A 20,002-nucleotide genomic window follows, 5' to 3' on the forward strand; every position below is an offset into this window, starting at 1 on the left:
CCGAACCTAGCCGCGCAAGCGCTCACTCAGCGTCCTCGTCCGCTCAGCCGGCAGCCGAAGCCGTCGCAACAGCTCACGGGTCGCCGACACATCGACTGAGCCAAGGGTGTCGAACGCCGCGCCCTCCAGCGCCTTCAGCACCGCCTCGTGCCATTCGGACCGATCGCCGAGGCGCTCGAGCAGCGGCGCCTTGACCTCCCACGGCACCGGCCCGGAGACATCCAACACCCGTCGCAGCCGCAGCCCAGTTGCTCCGTCGGTTACCTGGCGCCAGGCGTTGCGAGCTGTGGCCTGCTCGAACGGGCCGCACCACAGCCAGTACGCCATGGGCACGGCGAGGCGGTCGTCAGGGTTGTCCAGCAGCGACCGGACCTCCGCCCAGAACGCCTCATCCTGTGGCTCGAAACCGACGTACATCAGTACGGCGTAGCACGGCATCGCTCGGTACAGCGCGAACCCGAGCGCCGGGTCCCCGTCGAGCAAGTCCGACACCTCGTGCGGGACCTGTGCCTCGTCGTCCGGCCACGCCATCCCGCCTGAACGGCCTGTCTGTGCAGCAGTGGCCCACGCCGTGGAGCATGCGCGTCGGAACAGCTCCGGGCCGACCAACTCGGCCAACTCATCAACAGTCATTGGACTCCGCCCGCAACTCCTTACGCATTTGGGCGCACATGGTTTCGTATCGGGTGATCGAGCCGTCCGGGTTCTGTTGGTCCCAGGCTTCGAGGCGTTCGTCGTACGCGATGTAGCCCAGGCGCTCGTACAACGCGCGGGCCCGCGGGTTGTCCAGCTCGACGCCCAGTTCGGCTCGGCTCAGGCCTCGGGCCACGATTCGCTGCTCGGCGGCCGTGATGAGAAGCGTGCCGATGCCGCAGGACTGCAACGCCGGGTGGACCGCCAGCTGCCATAGCGAACCCGCACCGGGATGTGGCGCGTAGTCGACGCCGCCGATCGCCACCGGCAGATCGGTCTTGGTACAGACAGCCAGATAGTCGATTTCCCCACGCCGCGCCCGCACGAGCTCCCCAGCGACCTGCCTGAGATGCAGTTCGGTGCCGGCGAACCCGCACGCGGGCAGATCGGCGTCCGTCAGATCCCTCACCGTCAGCTCGAGTAGGACCGCACTCATCCACACCACCTCCCCCCGCAGCCTCGTGCGTGACCGCCGAACCTGACAACCGAGTTACGCGCCGAACCTCGGTCTTTGCCGGATCATGGCGAGGACAGGTACCATGTCTTGCATGGTACCTGCGAGCGTAGCGACCCCGTCACAGCGAGGGACGCCGACGCACGCTGTTACAGCGAGAACCCCGTTACGGTTTCGGATTGGTCAAGGCACCCAGCGAGACCAACGGACCGACACCCACTGACGACACGATCTACCCCACCGCTCGGGCGCCCACCCCGCGCCGACCTGAGGCCGAGCGCTGCCCACCCGACGAACTGACGACGACCCGCGCGTCAGTCACCAAGACCTTGCACAGTAGGAGACAGGATGAACCTGGAGACGCCTAGCGGCGCGACCCTGCCGGCCGTCGAACCGCGCCTGCGCCCCCGCGACTGGATCGCCCTCGCCCTCCTGGCGTTCGGCCCGTTCCTCCTCCTGATCGGCTGGGCCGCCGGCGCCTTCCTCCTCTGGACCTCGAACCGCTGGTCAACCCTCTGGAAGATCATCGGCATCGCCGCCTGGCCCATCAGCATCCTCGCCGCCATCGGCGCTGACGCCCTCCACTCCCCCCTCTGGCTGACCATCTTCATCGCCGGCGTCATCGAGCTGGCCATCTACCTCGCCCTCATCCGAGAAGCCCGCTCCTGACCCACCCCCAAGAACCCCAGCTCACGCCACGGTGACCTGGGGTTCTTCACGTTTCCACCCGAAGTCGCCACAGGCACGCCGGCGTCGGCACATTCGCGCCGCGACTGCTCGCTTGATTCAGTCCTGGACCAAGCGACTCAGTAAGTCCAGCAGGGTTTTCCGTTCAGCTGCGGTGAGTGGTTCGAGCAGTTCCGCCTCGGCGGCGAGGATCAACTGATCCAGTTCGGTCAGCAGCTTCCCGCCTTCGGGGGTGATCGCGACGATGTTGCGCCGGCGGTCCGTCGGGTCGGTCCGCCGGACCAGGCACCCGAGCCGCTCCAGCTCGTCGAGCACCGAGACGAGATCGCTGCGATCGAACGCGATCCGGTCCGCCAGCGCAGCCTGCGTCGCCTCGCCGTCGTCCGCGAGACTGGCGAGCACGTGGTAGTACTGCGTGCGCACCTCGGCCGCCGCCAGCTCACGCCGAGCCAGCCGCTGCCACTGCTGGCTCGCCCTGGCCAACTGCCAGACGACCCGACCCGCGAGACGGTGCTGGGACGACTTCACCCTGCTCACTCTAGAGCGGGCGATCGGGCTTCCGTTATCGTAGGAACATCCCATAATTTACTTCTCCCATGATTTGGACAGCAGATGCGCGCGATCCGGTACTACCGTCACGGCGACCCCGACGTCCTCGAGCTGGTCGACCTCCCGGCTCCCGAGCCCACCGCCGGCCAGGTGCTGATCGAGGTCGAGGCGATCGGCGCGAACGCCGTCGACACCACCTTCCGCCGAGGTGACGGCCCGTGGAAACGCCCACTGCCCGGCGCGCTCACCGGTGATGTAGTCGGCCGGATCACCCATCTCGGCGCGAACGTGCCCAGCGGCGTACGGATTGGTCAGCGGGTCGCCGCACTGTCGGAGGATGCCTTCGCCGAGCAGGTGGCCGTCGACGCCGAATGGCTGGCGCCGATCCCCGAGGACACCGACGCCGGCGCCGCGACCACCCTCTCGATGCCGGCGCCCCTCGCGCTCCGGCTGCTCAAAGCCGGGCGCCTCTCCCCCGGCGAGACCGTCCTCATCCAGTCGGCAGCCGGCGGTATCGGGCACCTGGCGGTCCAACTGGCCCGCTCACTCGGCGCCGGAACCGTCATCGGCACCGCATCCTCCCCCGACAAACTGGACTTCATCCGTGCGCAGGGCGCCGATCTCGCCGTCGACCTGAGCGACCCCGACTGGCCGGAGCAACTCCCACCGGTCGACCTCGTTCTCGACTCGGTCGGCGGCAAGACCTTCGACCAAGGCCTGCAAGCGCTCGCGCCACTCGGGCGGATGGTGACGTACGGCGCGATCAGCGGCGAACTCCCGACCGTCTCCGCGAGCAGCCTCTTCCGGCTGATCTCCGTCACCGGCGTCTCCATGCTCGGCTGGCGAGCCGCCCGCCCAACCGAGGCGCGCGCCGACATCACCGAAGTCACCCGCCTACTGCAGGACGGCGAACTCCGCCCCGCCACCAGCACCAGCTTCCCGCTCGCCGACACCCACCGCCTGCACCAAACTCTCGACGCCCGCACCAACCTCGGCCGCCTGATCGCAACACCCTGACCCCCACGCCCTCCGGACATGCAAAACCCCAGGTCATGTAGCCCGTGACCTGGGGTTTCTCGGTGCTCCTGCGTGGAGCCGCCTGTCGGAATCGAACCGACGACCTTCTCATTACGAGTGAGACGCTCTGCCGACTGAGCTAAGGCGGCGGGTGCCGGGGAAGAGTGTAGCGGGCGGGTGGGGGTGAGATCTAATCGGATGTGGGGCGGGGGTGGTGGGGTGGGGGCTACGGGGGTTGGGGGGTGGGGCGGCGCGGTGGAAATTGGTTGCGGGGAATGGGTTTGGGAAATGCGTTGACTTTGTTGGGTCGGGTGGGTGAAACTATTGCCCGCAAGGTACCGAGACGAGGAGAGATCATGCGCGGCAGGATCAACGAGACGAAGGCGTGGCGGCAAAGCCCCATGGCTTTGTCGGCGTGCCTGCGAAGCGGGCGCCTGGATGAGGTTCAGTACCCGTTTCACGCCGAGCTTTCCGTGTGCCCAGGCGGGCCACCTGGCTGATCTCCAGCGGGAGATCGTCCCAGCAGCCGTCTGAGCCGGAGGTCCGGCGCAGGCGGCTCTTTTGTTTGTCCGGCTGCTGAGTGCGGTTGGCCGTCGTCGGTGCGCAATGGTTGCGGACCGGATTCCAAACCCGCGTCAAGAGGGTTCGATTCCCTCCACCGATGCAATTCGGGCATTTACGGATGCCTATTCGAAGAATGACAATTACATGGAATTTTCCAGCCGTGGGCCAGTGGTAGGCCACCTCATTTGGGATGAGGGGGACGGGGGTTCGAGTCCCTCCGGCTGGACCAGGCGCCCGCAGGATGCTTGCTACCGGCCGAGCGGGCGCCCCAGACGTGCCCTGCGCCGGAAATCCGCACCACATCCGGCGCAGGGCGCTGAACGCTCGTGGCTCAACCGGAGAGAGCACCTGCCTACGAAGCAGGAGGTTGCAGGTTCGAATCCTGCCGAGCGTGCTGTGTCCGAGGCCGAAGCGGTCGAGGCGCCGGGATGTGAGCCCGGAAGAAGCGGGTTCGAGCCCCGCCGGACACCCTGCGTAGATGTTTGCTCGACACAACGTAGTACCGGCGTACCGGCCGACACCAAGACAACCGACCTGACGTGGTGGCGTCGGGCACACTGGAGGGGAGGAGGAAGCGCATGAGCGGTGTGATCGTTCTCAACGCCTCGTACGAGCAGCTGCATGTCGTGTCGATCCAGCACGCCATCCGGATGCTGGTGCGCGAGGTCGCCGTCGTCGAGGAAGCGCATGACGGCGCCAGCATCGGACCGTTCCCCCTCCCCCGCGTACTGCGTCTCGTGCGCTATGTCGTCACCAAGTGGCGGTATGCGTCCGGGCGGCTGCAGTACACGCGTTCCGGCGTACTGAAGCGTGACAAGTACACCTGTGCGTACTGCGGCCAGACCGGCGCCACCACGATGGACCACGTCGTACCGCGGTCTCGTGGTGGACGTGGTGAGTGGCTGAACGCCGTTGCCGCGCATGCGAAGTGCAACGAGAAGAAGGGCTCGCGTACGCCCGATGAGGCCGGCATGCCGCTGTTGTGGCAGCCGTGGATCCCCTCACGCGCGGAGTTATCGCTCTGACGTGACACCTACCTGGTGTCGCGTTGGAGCGCGATGCCAGGTGGGCGACGGCGTCCCACCCTCGGTTCTGACCCGAGGTCTCGCAGGTTCGACTCCTGCCCTGGCAGCGTCGGCATGTCGCGGTACGACGTGCCTGCAGCTGAAGTTGCCAATCAAGAAGAGGTGGGGAGATGAACGCGGAGTTTCCGATCGAGCTGAGTGGAGCCAAGAACTCCACGCTCATGTGGGCACACGAACACGAGGTCGGCGCACAGGCGCTGCAGCAGCTGCGGAACATCGCGGCGCTGCCGTGGGTGCACGGCGTCCGGGTGATGCCGGATGTGCACCTCGGCAAGGGTGCGACCGTTGGATCTGTCATCGCGATGAAGCAGGCGGTATCGCCGGCCGCGGTCGGCGTCGACATCGGGTGCGGGATGGAGGGTGTGCTGACGTCGCTGACGGCAGCGGACCTGCCCGACGACCTGTCGGCGATCCGCTCGCGGATCGAGGCCGCCGTACCGGTCGGGTTCCGTGCGCACGAGGACCCGGTGAGCGTACGGCGACTGGGGCTGAACCCACGGGCGTGGGAGTGGCTCTGGGGTTCGTTCACGAGCCTGCACGACGGGGTGCAGGACCGGGAGCGGAAGGCCAAACAGCAGATGGGCTCGCTCGGTGGGGGTAACCACTTCATCGAGGTCTGTCTGGACGACGAGGACCGGGTGTGGCTGATGCTGCACTCCGGTAGCCGCAACATCGGCAAGGAACTTGCCGAGCGGCACATGAAGATCGCCCGGGAGCTGCCGCACAACGCGGATCTCCCGGACCGCGATCTGGCCGTGTTCCTCGCCGGTACGCCGCAGATGACGGCGTACCGGCGGGACCTCACCTGGGCGCAGCAGTACGCATCCCGCAACCGTGCGGTGATGCTGGCCCTGGTGATGCAGGCGATGCGTGAGTCGTTCCCCCAGGAGATCACCTTCGACGAGCCGATCTCGTGCCACCACAACTACGTGGCCGAGGAGCGGATCGACGACGTCGATCTGCTGGTCACCCGCAAGGGTGCGATCCGGGCCGGTCTGGGCGACCTCGGGCTGATCCCGGGGTCGATGGGCACCGGCTCGTACGTCGTCCGCGGGCTCGGCTCGGAGCGCTCGTTCTACTCGGCCTCACACGGGGCGGGCCGACGGATGAGCCGCAACGAGGCGAAGCGCCGGTTCACGGTCGAGGACCTGATCGCCCAGACCGCCGGGGTCGAGTCTCGTAAGGACGCCGGTGTGCTGGACGAGCTGCCGGCGGCGTACAAGGACATCGAGTCGGTCATCGCCGCCCAGTCCGACCTGGTCGAGGTCGTCGCCCACCTCAAGCAGGTCATCTGCGTCAAGGGTTGACATGGTCTGCCGTGCTCAGGGGACACGGCAGACCGAAGCATCCATCACAAAACTAGTTGAGAGGAGGACCGGCTGTGGCCGACGTCAGGAAGAAGAAGGTGCCGGGTGGGCGGAGCGGTTCTCCGGTGCGGCAGGGGCATGCGATGCGGCAGGTGCTGCTGGCTTGTGGGCATGTGCAGCGGGATCGGTTGGCGCATGCGGGGGATCACGTGTGGTGTGAGACCGGGTGCTCGGACTGGGTTCGGGTGGCTTCGGTCAAGGAGTAGATGAGGGGGCGCCGTCGGGCGGAGTGGGTCGGCGGCGCTTCGTTTCGTCTGCGAGGGTTGGGTCGTAGTGGGTGGTTAGGGTGACTTCGGCGTCGGCTCGGGTTGCGAGGAGGCGGACGCGGACGGCGTCGGCGGTGAGCGGGGGGTCGAGGGGGAGCAGGCGGCGGTGGCCGATGGTGGTGCCTTCGGCGATCTGTGACCAGGCGCCGGCGACGAGGGCGTCGACGGCGAAGGACTCGACCTGTTGGCCGTTCTCGATGTTCTCGCGGAGGTCGAGGACGTTGATGGTTGCCGGGAGCACCAAGTCGGTCGAGTAGTGGTCGCGGACGGCGGCGCCGAAGGCGGCCAGGGCTTGGACGTCGGGGTCGGCGAAGCGGCCGCGGCGGTCGGGTGGGATGTTGAGCAGGAGGACGGCGTTGCGGCCGACCGAGCGGCGGTAGATGTCGAGGAGCTCGGGTAGCGACTTCACCGCGGTGTCTTCGGTTGCGTGGTAGAACCAGCCGGGGCGGATCGAGACGTCGACCTCGGCGGGGTACCAGCGGAGTTCGTCGGCGGCGGCCAGTTCGGCGGGGCCGGCGACCGAGGGGGCGGTTTCGGGCGCGACCATGCGGCCGTTCGCGAAGGGGACGACGCTCCACTCGGTGTCCCGGGCGAAGCCGTCCTCGTTGCCGACCCAGCGGACGTCGGGGCCGCCGATGGCGATGGTGGCGTCGGGGGCGAGGCGGCGGATCAGGTCGAACCAGGCGTCGTAGGCGTAGGCCTGGTCGGTCGAGGTCGGGTTCGCGCCGTCGAGCCAGACTTCGGCGATCGGGCCGTACTGCGTGAGCAGCTCGTGCAGCTGGTTCAGGTAGAAGCGGTTGTAGTCGTCGACCTCGTAGCTGAAGTCGCCGATCTGCGACACCACGGCCGGGCTGCCGTTGCCGTAGTAGCCGCCTGGGGCCTTCTCCTGATAGAGGTCGGCGGGCGACAGGTAGAACCCGAATCCCAAGCCCGCTTCGGCGCACGCGCTGGAGAGCTCGCGGACGACGTCGCCGTCGTACGGCGAGGCTTCGACGGTGTGCGGCAGGAAGCGGCTCGGCCAGAGGCAGAAGCCGTCGTGGTGCTTGGCGGTCAGGATCACGCTCTTGAACCCGGCATCGACCAGGCATCGCACCCACTGCGCGCAGTCCAGCTCCGACGGGTCGAAGACCGCCGGATCGTCGATCCCGGTCCCCCACTCGAGATCCGTGAACGTGTTCACGCCGAAGTGGATGAACGCCGTCAGCTCCTGCTGCTGCCAGGCGAGCTGTCGCGCCGAGGGGCGCACCTTCGAGGCATCCATCTAACGCAGTACCTTTCCCGGGTTCAGTAGACCGTGGGGATCGAACGCCGCCTTCACGCGCCGATGGAGGTCGAGACCGACCGCGCCCAGCTCGTCCTCGAGCCAGCGCGCCTTGAGCAGGCCGATCCCGTGCTCGCCGGTGATCGTCCCGCCCAGCGCGAGGCCCAGCTCCATCACCGCGCCGAACGCCTCCAGCGCTCGCTCCTGAGCCGCTGGGTTGTCGCGTTCGAAGATGACCGTCGGATGCATGTTGCCGTCGCCAACATGCCCAGGGCAACAAATCAGCACCTGGTACTTCGAGGCGATATCGGCAATCCCGCGCAGCAGCTCCACCAGCCGGGACCGTGGGACGGCGACGTCGTCCACCAGCGTGATGCCGAGCGGCTCCAGCGCCGGGTTCACCAATCTGCGGGCCTCGAGCAACATCCGCGACTCCTCGGCGTCCGAGGCCTCGGCGACCTCGACGGCGCCGTGGGCGGTGCAGATCGCGGCGATCTGGGCGACGTCGTCCGCCGCGCGCGGCCCGCGATCGGACTGCGCGATCAGCAGCGAGCCCACGTCCGCAGGCAGACCCATATCGCGGTAGTCCTGAATCGCCCGCGCGGTCGGACCGTCCAGGAACTCGAGCAAGGACGGGCGTAGTCCGGACGCCATGATCGCCGCCGCGGCCGCGATCCCGTCCTCGATCGACAGGAACGTCGCCGCCGCGGTCAGCGCGGCCTCCGGCGCCGGGCGGAGCGTCAGCGTCGCCTCGGTCACTACCCCGAGCGTCCCCTCCGACCCCACGATCAGCCGGGTCAGGTCGTACCCGGCCACACCCTTCGCCGAACGCCGGCCGGTCCGCACGACCTCCCCGGAGGCAAGCACGACCTCCAGCCCACGGACGAAGTCCGCCGTGACGCCGTACTTCACACAGCACAATCCGCCCGCGTTGGTCGCGATGTTCCCGCCGATCGTGGACATCTCCCAGGACGACGGGTCCGGCGGGTAGAAGAGCCCCTGCTCCAGCACGGCTCGCGACAGCTCGGCGTTCACCACGCCCGGCTGGACGACGGCCACCTGGTCCTCGGCCGAGATCTCCAGGATCCGGTTCATCCGCGCGGTCGACAGCAGAATGCACCCGTCGATCGCGTTCGCCGCGCCCGACAACCCCGTCCGCGCGCCTTGGGGCACGACCGGGACACCGAGCGCGCCCGCGATCTTGAGCACCTCGGAAACCTCGGAAGTCGTCGACGGCCGGACCAGCACCGCCGGTACGCCGGCCGCGCAGAACGTCGCGTGGTCGTTGCGATGGGTCGCCAGTACGTCGGAATCGTCGACGACGGCCGAGTCGCCGAGCACCGATCGAAGGCGGGTCACCAGATCCGTCATAGCGCTTCGTCCTGTTCGTCCAAGAGTCGCAGAATCAGCTCGGCGCGGCGGACCCGCTCCCGCCCCAAAGCCTCGGCGGTCGCCATCAAGTGTGCACCGACCGGGTAGATGTTCGGCGCGTTCCGCAGCCCCATTTTCAGGTACACCGGCGCGGCCACCTTCACGATCTCCGGGACGTCGTAGAACCGCACGTGCCCGCCCTGATCGTCCGGCACCTCGATGTACATGTCGATCGGCACCGATGTCACCGACCGGATCTCCGCCAGCACCGGCACCGGCAGGTCGGTCGACACGTTCAAACTCGTCGCCCCCAACCGCTCGTACAACCGAGCAGTCGGTGCGTTCGGCAACGGCATCAGCACCGACGTCTTCAACACCAGATCCGCCGGCAACGACCCGTCGACCTTCAGCTGCCCCAGCAACTCCAGTACGCCGAGGTCCCCGACGAGCAGACTGCGGACGCCGAGCTCCACCGCGCGGAACGCATCACACAGCGACGCGGCAACCATCTCGTTGCCACGCGCAACCCCACCGACGGCGGTCGATACCTTCGCCTGCCCGCCGATGTCCCAGGCGCCCCGCGGCCCGAGGAACAGGCACACCTCGACCCCGGCCGAGGCGCCGAGCGCCAGCATCTCCTCGATCTCGGCGTCCGTCAGCATCATCACACCGCTGCCCTGCGAGACCCGATCGATGGTCACGCCACGCGCGGCCGCGTCTTCGAGCACCGCGGTCAGCACCCGCGGCCCTTCACAGGAAGGGATTTCGACCTTGTACGCCGATCCGTCAGCGAAGGTCCGCGTGGACGCGTCACCCGGGCGAAAGCCCCGATCCGCCAGTAGGGCACGAGCTTCGCGAAGGTTCATTCCACACTCCACGGTCCGAGCTGTCCATCGGTCGTCAGGTCCCGCGCGGCGCCGGTGATCTCCAGATCGAACCGGTCGCCCGCCTCGGCGAGCAGAGCGGGCGTGACCAGCAGCTCATGCGGCGTCAGCGTGTCCTTGATTCGTGCGAGCCGCAGCTCCGACCAGTCCCGTCGTCCGCACATCGTGATCGCGGCCAGGACGGCGGCCTCGTCGTCCGCCATCACCATCGGCAGCCGGGAACGTCGCGCTCCCCCGGCGCCCGAGGTCAGTGCGTTCACGTAGCTGGCCTGCAGGTCGATCTGCGAGAGAATTCGCGCCGGCATCACGTCGGCCAGGCCGAGCCCGGAGGCGTTCCCGTGCGACGCCGGCGACAGCGAGTGCACGGTGATCGCCGCGATCGACGGCGACTCGAACTCAGGAATGCCATGGACCCAGCAGCGCCCGATGACGTTGGTATCCATCCCCGCGCCGGACTTGTCCTTGCCCAGTTCGTCGACCACCAACACGTCCAGCGACTCGAACGGCAGCCGCCCGAGCAGACTGTTTGCCCGCTGCAACAACGCGTGTTCAGCCGCGCCCGCGATCCCGGCGGAGTCGACCAGCTCGACCGCCGCGGTCTGGTCGACAGCGTTCTCCAGAATCGCCAGCCCGCCGAGGATCTTGCCACCAGCAACGACCATGCGCGCCGAGGCTTCGATGTTGCCGCCGAGCGTCGGGATGCCGCCCGCGTGCAGGGCCGCGGCGCCGGCATGGTTGCCGAGCCCGATCGCCAGGATCTTCGCCAACCCGCTCTCGATCGGTCCACGGAAGTCGGTGTGCGGTTTGATCCGGTTCACCAGCAGGACGCCGTCCGCCGCGGCCGCGAGCGCGTCGTGGTGTACCGGCGTCCCGTCGTCGAGGTGGCCGACGACAACTGTCTCCATAGTTGCCTCGACGCGGCAACCAATTGTCTCGGCGGTGATCCCCAGCCCAGCAAGCATTTCCTGCTGACCGTCGGCCGTAGCACCGCCGTGCGAGCCCATAGCAGGCACCACGAACGGATCTGCCCCGACCGAAGCCAGCCAGCTGACAGCCGCGCGTACGACGGGTACCAAATCGTGGATGCCGCGACTCCCCGCGGTCACGGCGATCCGGGCACCAGCAGAGATCTGACCGCGCAACGGCTCGAGCGCCGCTCGAGTCGCGGTAACCGGATCGACGGTCGGCAGGTCGGGCAGGAGCCGACGGATCGGCGTCACCTGCGGAATCACCCCGGCCGGCCGGAACCCGCGCACGGCCTCGAACGGCCCCCACCCAGCTGACGACGCCGTCATCAGTGACTCTGCCGAGCCACGGCGGATCCGGTCCGCCCGACGAGGAAGTCGAGGTCGCAGCCCTTGTTCGCCTGGGTGACGTGATCGACGTACAGGCGGGCCCAGCCGCGATCCGTCGGCGGCGCCGGCGGCTGCCAGTCGGCCCGGCGCTTCGCCAGCTCCTCCTCCGAGACGTCCAGGTGCAGGCTGCGGGCGGCGACGTCCAGCTCGATCCAGTCACCGGTCCGGACGAACGCGAGCGGCCCGCCGACCGCGGCCTCCGGCGTCACGTGCAGGATGACCGTGCCGTACGCCGTCCCGCTCATCCGCGCGTCGGAGATCCGAACCATGTCGTCGACGCCGATCGCGGCCAGCTTGCGCGGGATCGTCATGTTGCCGACCTCGGGCATCCCTGGATAACCCCGCGGGCCCGAGTTCTGCAGGACGAGCACGGTGTCCTCGTCGACGTCCAGCTCCGGATCGTCGACCGCCTTGTCGTACTCCTCGATGCTGCTGAAGACCAGCGCCTTCCCGCGATGCCGCAGGAACCGCTCGGACGCCGCCGACTGCTTGATGACCGCGCCGTCGGGTGCGAGATTGCCCTTCAGGACGGCGGTGCCCGCGCCGCTGCCGAGCGGGTTGCCGACCGGCCGGATCACCTGGATCGCCGGCTGCCCTTCCTGGCCGGACCAGTCGATCCGCTCGGCGTTGGCGACGTTCTCACCCATCGTCCGGCCGGTGACGGTGATCGCGTCGGTCTTGATCAGCGGCAGAATCTCGCGCAGGACGGCCGGCAGACCGCCCGCGTAGTAGAAGTCCTCCATCAGGTACTTGCCGGACGGCTGCAGGTCGACCAGCCACGGTACGCCGCGCGCCCACTCGTCCATGTCGTCGAGGGACAGTTCGACGCCGACCCGGCCCGCGATCGCGAGCAGGTGGATGACGGCGTTCGTGGAGCCGCCGATCGCGGCGTTCGCGCGGACGGCGTTCGCGAAGGCGTCCCGAGTCAGGATGTCGGACGGTTTGAGGTCCTCCTGGACCATCTCGACGATCCGGCGGCCGGCCTGCTGGGCGATCGAGTACCGGCGCGAGTCGACGGCCGGGATCGCGGCCGAGCCGGTCAGCTGCAGGCCGAGCGCCTCCGCCATACAGGCCATCGTGGACGCCGTGCCCATCGTCATGCAGTGCCCGTTGCTCCGGGACATCCCGGACTCCGCCGCCGCATAGTCCGCCTCGGACATCCGGCCGGCGTTGCGGTCCTGGGTGAAGCGCCAGACCGCCGTCCCGGAGCCGATGTCGCAGCCGCGGAACTTGCCGTTCAGCATCGGGCCACCGGTGACGACGAGGGTCGGGAGGTCGACGCTGGCGGCGCCCATGATGGAGCCGGGCGTGGTCTTGTCGCAGCCGGTGAGCAGGATGGTGCCGTCGATCGGGTTGCCGCGCAGCGACTCCTCGACGTCCATGCTGAGCAGGTTGCGGAACAGCATCGCGGTCGGGCGCAGCATCGTCTCGCCGAGCGACATCACCGGGAATTCGAGCGGGAACCCGCCGGCCTGCCAGACGCCGCGTTTGACCGACTCGGCCACCCGGCGCAGGTGCGCGTTGCACGGCGTCAGCTCCGACCAGGTGTTGCAGATCCCGATCACGGGCCGCCCGTCGAACACCTCGTCGGTGAACCCCTGCGCGCGCATCCACGACCGGTGGATGAACCCGTTCCGCCCCTCCTCACCGAACCAGTGCTCGTAGCTGCGCAGGTCGCTCGATGACCGCGGCGGCGCCTCGGAGCCCTTCTCCGGCGTCGGCTCCCCCGAGGACGGCGGTACGTCGAGGTCACGCGGGTCGTCGGTCGGCGGTAGGTCGGTCATCGTTTCACCTCACCTGTGCTGATGGCTCCGTCGACTCGGCGGCTGATGCCGAGGGGGTTGGCGTCGCGGAGGACGGCGGGCAGGACGGCGTCCGGCGCGTCCTGGTAGGCGACCGGGCGCTGGAAGCGGCGGGCCGCGGTGACGCCGACGCTGGTGTGGATCGAGCCGACCGTAGAGGGGAACGGGCCGCCGTGGTGCTGGGCCCACGAGACCGCGACGCCGGTCGGCCAACCGTTCCAGAGCACGCGGCCGGCCTTTGCCGTCAGCAACGGCAGCAGCTCGGTCGCGAGGTCGTTGTCGGTCTCCTCGGCGTGCAGGGTCGCGGTCAGGTTGCCGTCGAAGGCGGCGATGGCGGACCGCAGCTCGTCGACGCCGTCGTACTCGACGACGATCGAGACCGGGCCGAAGCATTCCTCGAGGATCTCGTCGCGACGCGCGAGCAGCTCGCCGACCGTTGTCTGCAGCAACGTTGCGGCTCCGGAGCCCCAGACGCGAACGCCTTCGACCTTCTCCAGCCGGGTCAGGCCGGTGTCGAAGCTCTCCTTGATCCGCTCGTTCAACATCGTTGCCTCGGCCACCCCGCCGACGGCCTCGGTCAGCGCAGCCTGCAGGCCGTGACCGACCGGCAGGAAGAGCAGGCCGGGCTTGGTGCAGAACTGACCGACGCCAAGGGTGAACGAGCCGACGTAACCGGTCGCGATCTCCTTGCCGCGGGCATCGATCGCGGCCTGGGTGACGAAGACCGGGTTGAGGCTGCCGAGCTCGCCGTAGAACGGGATCGGCTCCGGTCGGGTGACCGCGATCTCGTGCAGCGCCTTACCGGCCGGCACGGATCCGGTGAAGCCGGCGGCGGTGATCCGCGGGTCCTTCAGCGCGATCACGCCGACGTCGAAGCCCTGGATCAGCCCGAACGCGCCGTCCGGGGCGCCCGCCGTCCGCAGGGCCTCGATCATCACCTCGGCCGTCCGGACCGAAAGCTCCGGGTGGCCCGGGTGCGCCTTCACGATCACCGGGCAACCGGCGGCGAACGCCGACGCGGTGTCGCCGCCGCAGACGCTGAACGCGAACGGGAAGTTGCTCGCCGCAAACACCAGGACCGGGCCGAGCGGGACGAGAACGCGCCGCAGATCCGGTCGCGGGACCGGCTTCGCCGCGGCGTCCGCGGTGTCGATGACGACCTCGAGCAACGATCCCTCGACCAGGACGTCGGCGAACAGCCGCAGCTGCCCGGTGCTGCGCGCGACCTCGCCGCGCAACCGGGCCTCGGGCAACGACGACTCCCGCATCGCGATCGGCACCAGCTCGTCCGCAGCCGCGTCGAGCGCTTCGGCGACAGCGCGAATCCACCCGGCCCGGACGGCGGGCTCCGCGGCGCCGAACGCCGGAGCGGCCGCCGCCGCGGCGGCCAGGGCCTGCTCGAGCTCGGCGGGCGTGGTGTCGGGGGTCATCGGTTCTCCTCAAGATTCTGGGCGGCCAGGAACGCGAACGGCTCCCGTCCGGTGGCCACGGTGTTGGTCAGCGTCCCGAGCTCGGCGATCGTGATCGTGATGACATCGCCCTCGGCGAGCGCGAAGTCGAGCTCCGGCACGATGCCGGTCCCGGTCGCCAGGATCACGCCGTCCGGGAAGTCGTTCGGCAGGAACAGTACGTCGATCAGGTCCGGCAGCTCGCGGATGAGCTTCGCGGTGGACGTCGTCCCGGTGAATACTTCGGCGTCGCCGCGCCGGATGACGAGGTCGATCGCGAGGTCCTTGGCGTCGGCGACCTCCCAGACCGGGCGGACGCCGGTCGCGAGCGCGCAGCCGCCCGCGAAGAGCTTGGCCTGCGGGACGTAGAGCGGGTTGACGCCTTCGATCGAGCGCGAGCTCATGTCGTTGCAGATCGTGTAACCGACGATCTCACCGTGGCTGTTGGCAACGACCGCCAGCTCGGGCTCGGGGACGTCGTGGCCGGAGTCGGCCCGGATGCCGACCGGTTCGCCGTCCGTCACGACCCGCCAGGCGGGCGCCTTCTGGAACAGCTCGGGGCGGTCCGCGCTGTAGACCTTGTCGTAGACGGACTGCTCGGTGCTCTCCTCCATCCGGGCGCCCCGCGATTGCTCATATGTCACGCCGGCGCACCACACCTCGCCGCGACCGTCGAGCGGCGGCAGGAAGGTGAGCCCCTCGACCGGTACCGATGCGCCGGTCTTGGCGACGGCGGCGCGGAGCTCGTCGAGGGTCAGCCGGAGCAGCTCGGCGAAGCTCGCGATGCCTTCGATCGGCGCGACGACGTCGTCGGTGCGGACGCCGACGACCGGACGGCCGTCGTCCGGGGAGCGGTAGCGGACCAGGTGCATGGGTGACCCTTTCACATCGAGGTGCCGAGCAGGCCGCGGGTGATCTGGAAGCCGATGTTGCGGGAGGCAACGGCTTTCGGGACTAGTTGGCGGCTCGCGACTAGGGCGATCGTCTCGAGGGCGATGCGGGCTTGGTCGGCGACGTCTCCGGTGGCGACGGCGTCCAGGTCGTCGCCGTACGTCGCGACCGTTTCGGGGTCGTTGCTGATCTCGACGACGGGGACGAAGCGTTGCGCTGACAGGGTGCCACCGGCGACATGCGCGAGGATTTGCTGGACGCCGGTTGCGCCGAATCCGGTCGCGGTTTCCATCCAGTCGGTGCCGGGCATCCGCATCACGTGCCAGCCCGGGGCGGTGAGCTGCTGGCCGTGAGCGACGGTCGGGCCGACGTCGGCCGGCGTACCGAATGCCGTCGTCCGGAATCGTTCGTGTGCCAGCAGGGCGCCGCGGGAGGACAGGACGACGGAACCGCCGGAGCCGACGATCTCTTGGCCGACCAGTGCGAGGGCCTCGGCGGTCTGATCCGTGAGGCGGCCGCGGGCCTCCAGCCCGAGGGTGAGGGCGCCGAGGTTGCCGGTTTGCTCGGCGGGGGCGGGGAGGTTGAAGCTGCGGAACCAGTCGTGGACTTTGTTGCTGACGGCATCGAGGCCGCCGTCCGCCTGGATGCTGGCCCAGCCGAAGCGGGCCGGGTCCTTGCCAGCGTCGGCGAGTCGGGAGCGGAAGTAGTCGTTGTGGGTCTTTTCGCAGCCGTGTTCGAGGAGCAGGGCGATGCGGGTGTTGGGGTGCAGGAGGTAGCCGAGCATGATCCGGGCGAATGTTTCTTCGGAGGCGCCGCCGCTGCTGCCGCAGCCTTCGGTGTGCGGGAGCGCGACCATCCTGGTGACGGCGTCCCCGGCCCAGTGCTCTTGTTCTGCTTGGGCTGCGAGCCGCAGGGCGATCTGGCCTGAGCAGAGGCTGGTCGGGAGGATCAGGCCGACGGCTTCGGGGAGCAGACGGTCGTCGACCTGCAGAAGTCGGGCGGGGGTTGTGGAGGTCGAGGTGCGGCCGGTCAGGGGGAGGCCGTTGAGGGGTGCGTCGCGGAGGTCGGCGGGGAGGTCGGTCAGGGCGCGGCTCATCCGGCCGTCGGTGCTGACTGAGATGCCGTCGCGTGGGCCTTGCTGTTTCCAGTTCCGCCAGATCGACACCTGGCTGTGGCCGGCTCGCTCCCCCGCACTGGGCTCGCCGGAGGCGACCCGGACGGTGAGGTCGAAGGTTTCGGCGGTGAGGTCGGCCATCGGTGTTCCGGTCAGGTAGCGGCCGGCGTCGACGTCCATTTCGGCGTGCAGGTGTTCGTAGCGGGCGCTGGTGGTGACGAACTTGAGTGTCGGGACGAACGGGAAGTTGGTGATCGAGCCGTTGCCGGTGGTGAAGAAGATCAGGTTGCAGCCGCTACCGATCTGGCCGGCGACCGACTCGAGGTCGTTGCCGGGGCTGTCCATGAAGACGTAGCCGTTGCCCGGGAGCGGTTCGCCGTAGTCGATGACGTGGTCGAGGCGGACCTCGCGCGGGAGCTTGCGCGCGGCGCCGATCGACTTCAGGACGATGTTGTAGAGGCCGCGGTAGACGTTGCCGCCCGATGGGTTGCCCTCGGCGGTGTGGCCGTGCCAGCCGACGCGTTCCTTGAACGAGCGGATCGTGGCGAGGAAGCGGCGGGCGGTGGCCAGGTCGCGGACGTTCTTCAGGACGTACGGCTCGGCCCCGATCAGCTCGTCGGTCTCGGCGAGGACGGCCGTGCCGCCGTGTTTGATCACCTCGGCGCCGACCAGGCCGGAGAGCGGGTTGGCCGAGATACCGGAGAAGGCGTCGGAGCCGCCGCACTGCAGGGCGATCTTCAGGTCGGCGAGCGGGACCTCGGTGCGCTGCTGGGCGTCGACGATCGGCAGCCAGGGCTCGATCAGGGCGCCGGCGGTGGTCAGGTCGTGTTCGAAGCCGGCCCGGCGGGTGAAGAAGGCGTGCGGGACCTGGATGTCGGGGTAGCCGTGGCCGGTCATGAAGTCGCGGATGGCTTCGCCCGAGACGACGTCGTCCGCGGTGTCGACGATCAGGACGGCGCCGACGTTCGGGTTCAGGGTGAAGCCGGCCAGGGTGGCGAGCAGGAAGTGCAGGTTGTTCGGGGCGTCGTCCTCACCGCCCTCGGTGTGGGCGACCGGGACGACGCCGTCCCCGGCGGCCGCGCCGTCGAACCGGCGGGCCAGCTCGGTGACGAAACCGGAGCTGCGGGAGCTGGTCGCCAAGATGACGACGTGGTTGCGGGTGCCGGCGGCGCCCTGCTCGCGGGGGTAGCCGAGGAAGGTGCCGGGCTGCTCGACGCTGGTGACCTGTTGGCCGAGGTGAAGGGCTTGCTCGTCCAGCTCGTACGGGTCGAGGGGCTCGTTGGTGGCCGACGGCTCCGCGGGGAGGCCCTGGACGCCGCGGTCGGTGACTGCTTTGAGGCTGGTCGGCGTACAGACGTAGTCGCCTGGCAGCAGGTCGCGGGTGGCGCGGGCGAAGGGCGTGGTCCAGGAGGTGATCGCGGCACCGCGCGGGATTCGGCGTACGACGAAGCGGTGGCCTTCGAGGACGGTGTGCGGGAGGGTGACCTCGACGCCGTCCAGCTCGATCCGGGTACCGGCGTCCAGGCGGCGGGAGCAGATCGCGGCATTGTCGCCCGGCTCGGGGAGCACCCCGATCTCTTCGAACCTCACCATCGTTGTCGGCCTCCAGTAAATCGTGCATGATGCATGATTACGGGTTCCACCCTGCCGAAGACGACCGGCGGGGTCAAGGCCGCGATCAGGATCCGGAGGTGGTGGGCGTGGACACGGTGGACCGGCGGGTGCTGCGGCGGCAGATGCTCGCCGACGACGTGTACGAGGCGATCAAGACGATGCTGATGGACCACGTCATCCGGCCGGGCGCCCGGATCTCGATCGACGGGCTGGCGCGGGAGTTCCAGGTCTCGTCGACGCCGGTCCGGGAGGCGCTCGCGCGGCTGGAGTCCGAGGGGCTGGCGATCAAGGAGCCGCTGAAGGGCTACCGGGCCACCGCGCTGCTCACGCTCGACGAGTTCGACGACCTCTACCGCTTCCGGCTGCTCATCGAGCCCTGGGCCGCCCACCGCGCCGCCGAGCTCATCGACGACGAAGGCCGGCACCGCCTCCAGGCCGAGCTCGCCACCGCCGTCGAACCCACCGCCGTCGACTACGCCGGCTACAAATCCCTCACCGTCCACGACAACCGCTTCCACACCCTCATCGCGGCCCTCTCCGGCAGCGACCAGGTCCGCTCCGCCTTCGAGCGCACCCACTGCCACCTGCACATCTTCCGCCTCCACTACGACCGCGACATCGGCCCCGAAGTCCTCACCGAACACCACGCCCTCGCCGCCGCCATCGCCTCCGGCAACCCCACCGCCGCCGCCTCCGCCATGACCACCCACCTCCAAAACTCCATGCACCACCGCCTCCGCAAAATCTACGAGTGATCCCTTTCCCACTGGAGATCCCTCCGATCCTGCGGCCGTACATCCTGGAGTTCCTGTGGGACGTGTCGAAGCTGCACGCTCTCGCCCTGCCGGTGGACGAGCTGCCGATCTCGGAGCTCGCCGGGCATCTCGAGCTGCCGTTCTGGGCGTACGACGGCCGCCCGTTCCAGCTGACGCCACGCGAGGTCGCTGCTGACCCAGTGCGTTTCCACGTCCAGTACGCGCGGACGCTCGCGGCCGACCTCGCTTATCCGATCGACGTCGTACGTCGTCCCGATGGGCGCAGCACTGTCCTAGACGGCGTACATCGCCTGTTGCACGCCGAGCTGGACGGGCGGACTGCGCTCGCCGTTCGCGTCCTCGACTGGGAGCGGCTAGGCGAGATCGCTGTCTAGTGGGGGGCCGCCGTAGGAGAGTTCGTTGCCGTCGGGGTCGTGGAAGGTGGCGTGGCGGACGCCGTTGGGGTAGGTCTCGCGGGTGGTGGGGTGGAGGCCTCGGGTGGCGATGGCGGTGAGGGTGGCTTCGAAGTCTTCGATGAAGAGGGTGTGTTGGGCGTGGCCGGCGTGGTCGGGGACTACCTCGATGTAGAGGTAGCGGTGTTCGGCGAGCTCCCAGACGGCTTCGATGTCGTTGGGGAAGAAGGCGGGCGGGGCGCCGAGGAGCTGTTCGTAGAAGGCGACGGCGGTTTCGTAGTTGCTGACGGAGATGCCGGCGAAGAGGTCCATGGTCCACCTTAAGGACAGGAGGTAGTCGCTGGTGGCGACTTCCGCGGGCGCTCGTTGAGCGTGCGGCGGGGCGGCCGGGCGGACTACCTCCTGTCGTTGG

Annotated in this window: 19 protein-coding genes and 6 tRNA genes; 12 read left to right on the forward strand and 13 right to left on the reverse strand. The window is 68.9% G+C overall.

Annotated elements, in window-relative coordinates; translation table 11 throughout:
* Positions 1-6 precede the first annotated feature (6 nt).
* On the reverse strand, positions 7-531 hold the full coding sequence (locus ACZ6ZD_RS06140; RefSeq protein ID WP_465668865.1) for a hypothetical protein: 525 nt from the start codon (positions 529-531) through the stop codon (positions 7-9).
* A 91-nt stretch (positions 532-622) separates the two neighbouring features.
* Positions 623-1,129 (reverse strand): GNAT family N-acetyltransferase, encoded by a 507-nt coding sequence (locus ACZ6ZD_RS06145; protein WP_465668867.1) that lies wholly within the window; start codon positions 1,127-1,129, stop codon positions 623-625.
* 366 nt (positions 1,130-1,495) lie between these two features.
* Between ACZ6ZD_RS06145 and ACZ6ZD_RS06150 the strand changes: the two genes are divergently transcribed.
* Positions 1,496-1,816: a hypothetical protein gene (locus tag ACZ6ZD_RS06150; RefSeq protein WP_465668869.1), complete on the forward strand. Its 321-nt coding sequence runs from the start codon at positions 1,496-1,498 to the stop codon at positions 1,814-1,816.
* 117 nt (positions 1,817-1,933) lie between these two features.
* On the opposite strand, the gene ACZ6ZD_RS06155 is transcribed toward ACZ6ZD_RS06150, so the two are convergent.
* A complete protein-coding gene (locus ACZ6ZD_RS06155; RefSeq protein ID WP_465668871.1) occupies positions 1,934-2,362 on the reverse strand; it encodes a MarR family winged helix-turn-helix transcriptional regulator in 429 nt (142 codons plus the stop codon).
* Between the two features lie 84 nt (positions 2,363-2,446).
* Here ACZ6ZD_RS06155 and ACZ6ZD_RS06160 point away from each other — a divergent pair, with 84 nt between their 5' ends.
* Positions 2,447-3,400 (forward strand): quinone oxidoreductase family protein, encoded by a 954-nt coding sequence (locus ACZ6ZD_RS06160; RefSeq protein ID WP_465668873.1) that lies wholly within the window; start codon positions 2,447-2,449, stop codon positions 3,398-3,400.
* Between the two features lie 73 nt (positions 3,401-3,473).
* Here ACZ6ZD_RS06160 and ACZ6ZD_RS06165 read toward each other — a convergent pair.
* Positions 3,474-3,549: transfer RNA gene (locus tag ACZ6ZD_RS06165), tRNA-Thr, on the reverse strand.
* A 445-nt stretch (positions 3,550-3,994) separates the two neighbouring features.
* Between ACZ6ZD_RS06165 and ACZ6ZD_RS06170 the strand changes: the two genes are divergently transcribed.
* The 8 genes from ACZ6ZD_RS06170 (at position 3,995) to ACZ6ZD_RS06205 (ending at position 6,622) form a co-directional block, all read left to right on the forward strand.
* Positions 3,995-4,066: transfer RNA gene (locus ACZ6ZD_RS06170), tRNA-Trp, on the forward strand.
* A 52-nt stretch (positions 4,067-4,118) separates the two neighbouring features.
* Positions 4,119-4,193, forward strand: a tRNA-Pro gene (locus ACZ6ZD_RS06175).
* 91 nt (positions 4,194-4,284) lie between these two features.
* Positions 4,285-4,358: transfer RNA gene (locus tag ACZ6ZD_RS06180), tRNA-Arg, on the forward strand.
* A 2-nt stretch (positions 4,359-4,360) separates the two neighbouring features.
* A tRNA-His gene (locus tag ACZ6ZD_RS06185) sits at positions 4,361-4,434 on the forward strand.
* 108 nt (positions 4,435-4,542) lie between these two features.
* Complete coding sequence (locus ACZ6ZD_RS06190; RefSeq protein ID WP_465668875.1) at positions 4,543-4,989, forward strand: HNH endonuclease; 447 nt, start codon at positions 4,543-4,545, stop codon at positions 4,987-4,989.
* 34 nt (positions 4,990-5,023) lie between these two features.
* A tRNA-Gln gene (locus ACZ6ZD_RS06195) sits at positions 5,024-5,096 on the forward strand.
* Positions 5,097-5,159: 63 nt separating this feature from the next.
* A complete protein-coding gene (locus ACZ6ZD_RS06200; RefSeq protein ID WP_465668877.1) occupies positions 5,160-6,356 on the forward strand; it encodes an RtcB family protein in 1,197 nt (398 codons plus the stop codon).
* A gap of 74 nt (positions 6,357-6,430) precedes the next feature.
* Positions 6,431-6,622, forward strand: coding sequence for a hypothetical protein (locus tag ACZ6ZD_RS06205; protein ID WP_465668879.1), 192 nt, complete (start codon positions 6,431-6,433; stop codon positions 6,620-6,622).
* Here the strand turns inward: ACZ6ZD_RS06205 and ACZ6ZD_RS06210 are convergent.
* From ACZ6ZD_RS06210 to ACZ6ZD_RS06245, 8 genes are read right to left on the reverse strand one after another with little or no spacing between them, the layout of a single operon-like run.
* Positions 6,612-7,943, reverse strand: coding sequence for an alpha-L-fucosidase (locus ACZ6ZD_RS06210; RefSeq protein WP_465668881.1), 1,332 nt, complete (start codon positions 7,941-7,943; stop codon positions 6,612-6,614). The genes ACZ6ZD_RS06205 and ACZ6ZD_RS06210 overlap by 11 nt on opposite strands.
* Entirely contained in the window at positions 7,944-9,314 is a 1,371-nt protein-coding gene (locus ACZ6ZD_RS06215) for an FAD-binding oxidoreductase (protein ID WP_465668882.1), read from the reverse strand.
* Entirely contained in the window at positions 9,311-10,180 is an 870-nt protein-coding gene (locus tag ACZ6ZD_RS06220) for a U32 family peptidase (protein WP_465668884.1), read from the reverse strand. Before ACZ6ZD_RS06220 ends, ACZ6ZD_RS06215 begins: the two co-directional genes overlap by 4 nt.
* Positions 10,177-11,493, reverse strand: coding sequence for a nickel pincer cofactor-dependent isomerase, group 22 (locus tag ACZ6ZD_RS06225; RefSeq protein ID WP_465668886.1), 1,317 nt, complete (start codon positions 11,491-11,493; stop codon positions 10,177-10,179). The genes ACZ6ZD_RS06220 and ACZ6ZD_RS06225 overlap by 4 nt, the downstream gene beginning before the upstream one ends.
* Entirely contained in the window at positions 11,493-13,337 is a 1,845-nt protein-coding gene (locus tag ACZ6ZD_RS06230) for an IlvD/Edd family dehydratase (RefSeq protein WP_465668888.1), read from the reverse strand. Before ACZ6ZD_RS06230 ends, ACZ6ZD_RS06225 begins: the two co-directional genes overlap by 1 nt.
* Positions 13,334-14,785 (reverse strand): aldehyde dehydrogenase (NADP(+)), encoded by a 1,452-nt coding sequence (locus ACZ6ZD_RS06235; protein WP_465668890.1) that lies wholly within the window; start codon positions 14,783-14,785, stop codon positions 13,334-13,336. Before ACZ6ZD_RS06235 ends, ACZ6ZD_RS06230 begins: the two co-directional genes overlap by 4 nt.
* Entirely contained in the window at positions 14,782-15,675 is an 894-nt protein-coding gene (locus ACZ6ZD_RS06240; RefSeq protein WP_465668892.1) for a fumarylacetoacetate hydrolase family protein, read from the reverse strand. Before ACZ6ZD_RS06240 ends, ACZ6ZD_RS06235 begins: the two co-directional genes overlap by 4 nt.
* 11 nt (positions 15,676-15,686) lie before the next feature.
* Positions 15,687-18,401, reverse strand: coding sequence for a UxaA family hydrolase (locus ACZ6ZD_RS06245; protein ID WP_465668894.1), 2,715 nt, complete (start codon positions 18,399-18,401; stop codon positions 15,687-15,689).
* A 107-nt stretch (positions 18,402-18,508) separates the two neighbouring features.
* Here ACZ6ZD_RS06245 and ACZ6ZD_RS06250 point away from each other — a divergent pair, with 107 nt between their 5' ends.
* The gene (locus ACZ6ZD_RS06250) at positions 18,509-19,177 is read left to right on the forward strand and encodes a GntR family transcriptional regulator (protein ID WP_465668896.1); all 669 of its coding nucleotides are present in this window, start codon (positions 18,509-18,511) and stop codon (positions 19,175-19,177) included.
* Complete coding sequence (locus ACZ6ZD_RS06255) at positions 19,174-19,572, forward strand: hypothetical protein (RefSeq protein ID WP_465668898.1); 399 nt, start codon at positions 19,174-19,176, stop codon at positions 19,570-19,572. Before ACZ6ZD_RS06250 ends, ACZ6ZD_RS06255 begins: the two co-directional genes overlap by 4 nt.
* Here ACZ6ZD_RS06255 and ACZ6ZD_RS06260 read toward each other — a convergent pair.
* The gene (locus tag ACZ6ZD_RS06260) at positions 19,552-19,902 is read right to left on the reverse strand and encodes a VOC family protein (protein ID WP_465668900.1); all 351 of its coding nucleotides are present in this window, start codon (positions 19,900-19,902) and stop codon (positions 19,552-19,554) included. The two genes, ACZ6ZD_RS06255 and ACZ6ZD_RS06260, sit on opposite strands and share 21 nt — an antisense overlap.
* Positions 19,903-20,002 lie beyond the last annotated feature (100 nt).

The sequence above is a fragment of the Kribbella sp. NPDC104218 genome, from assembly GCF_055584105.1.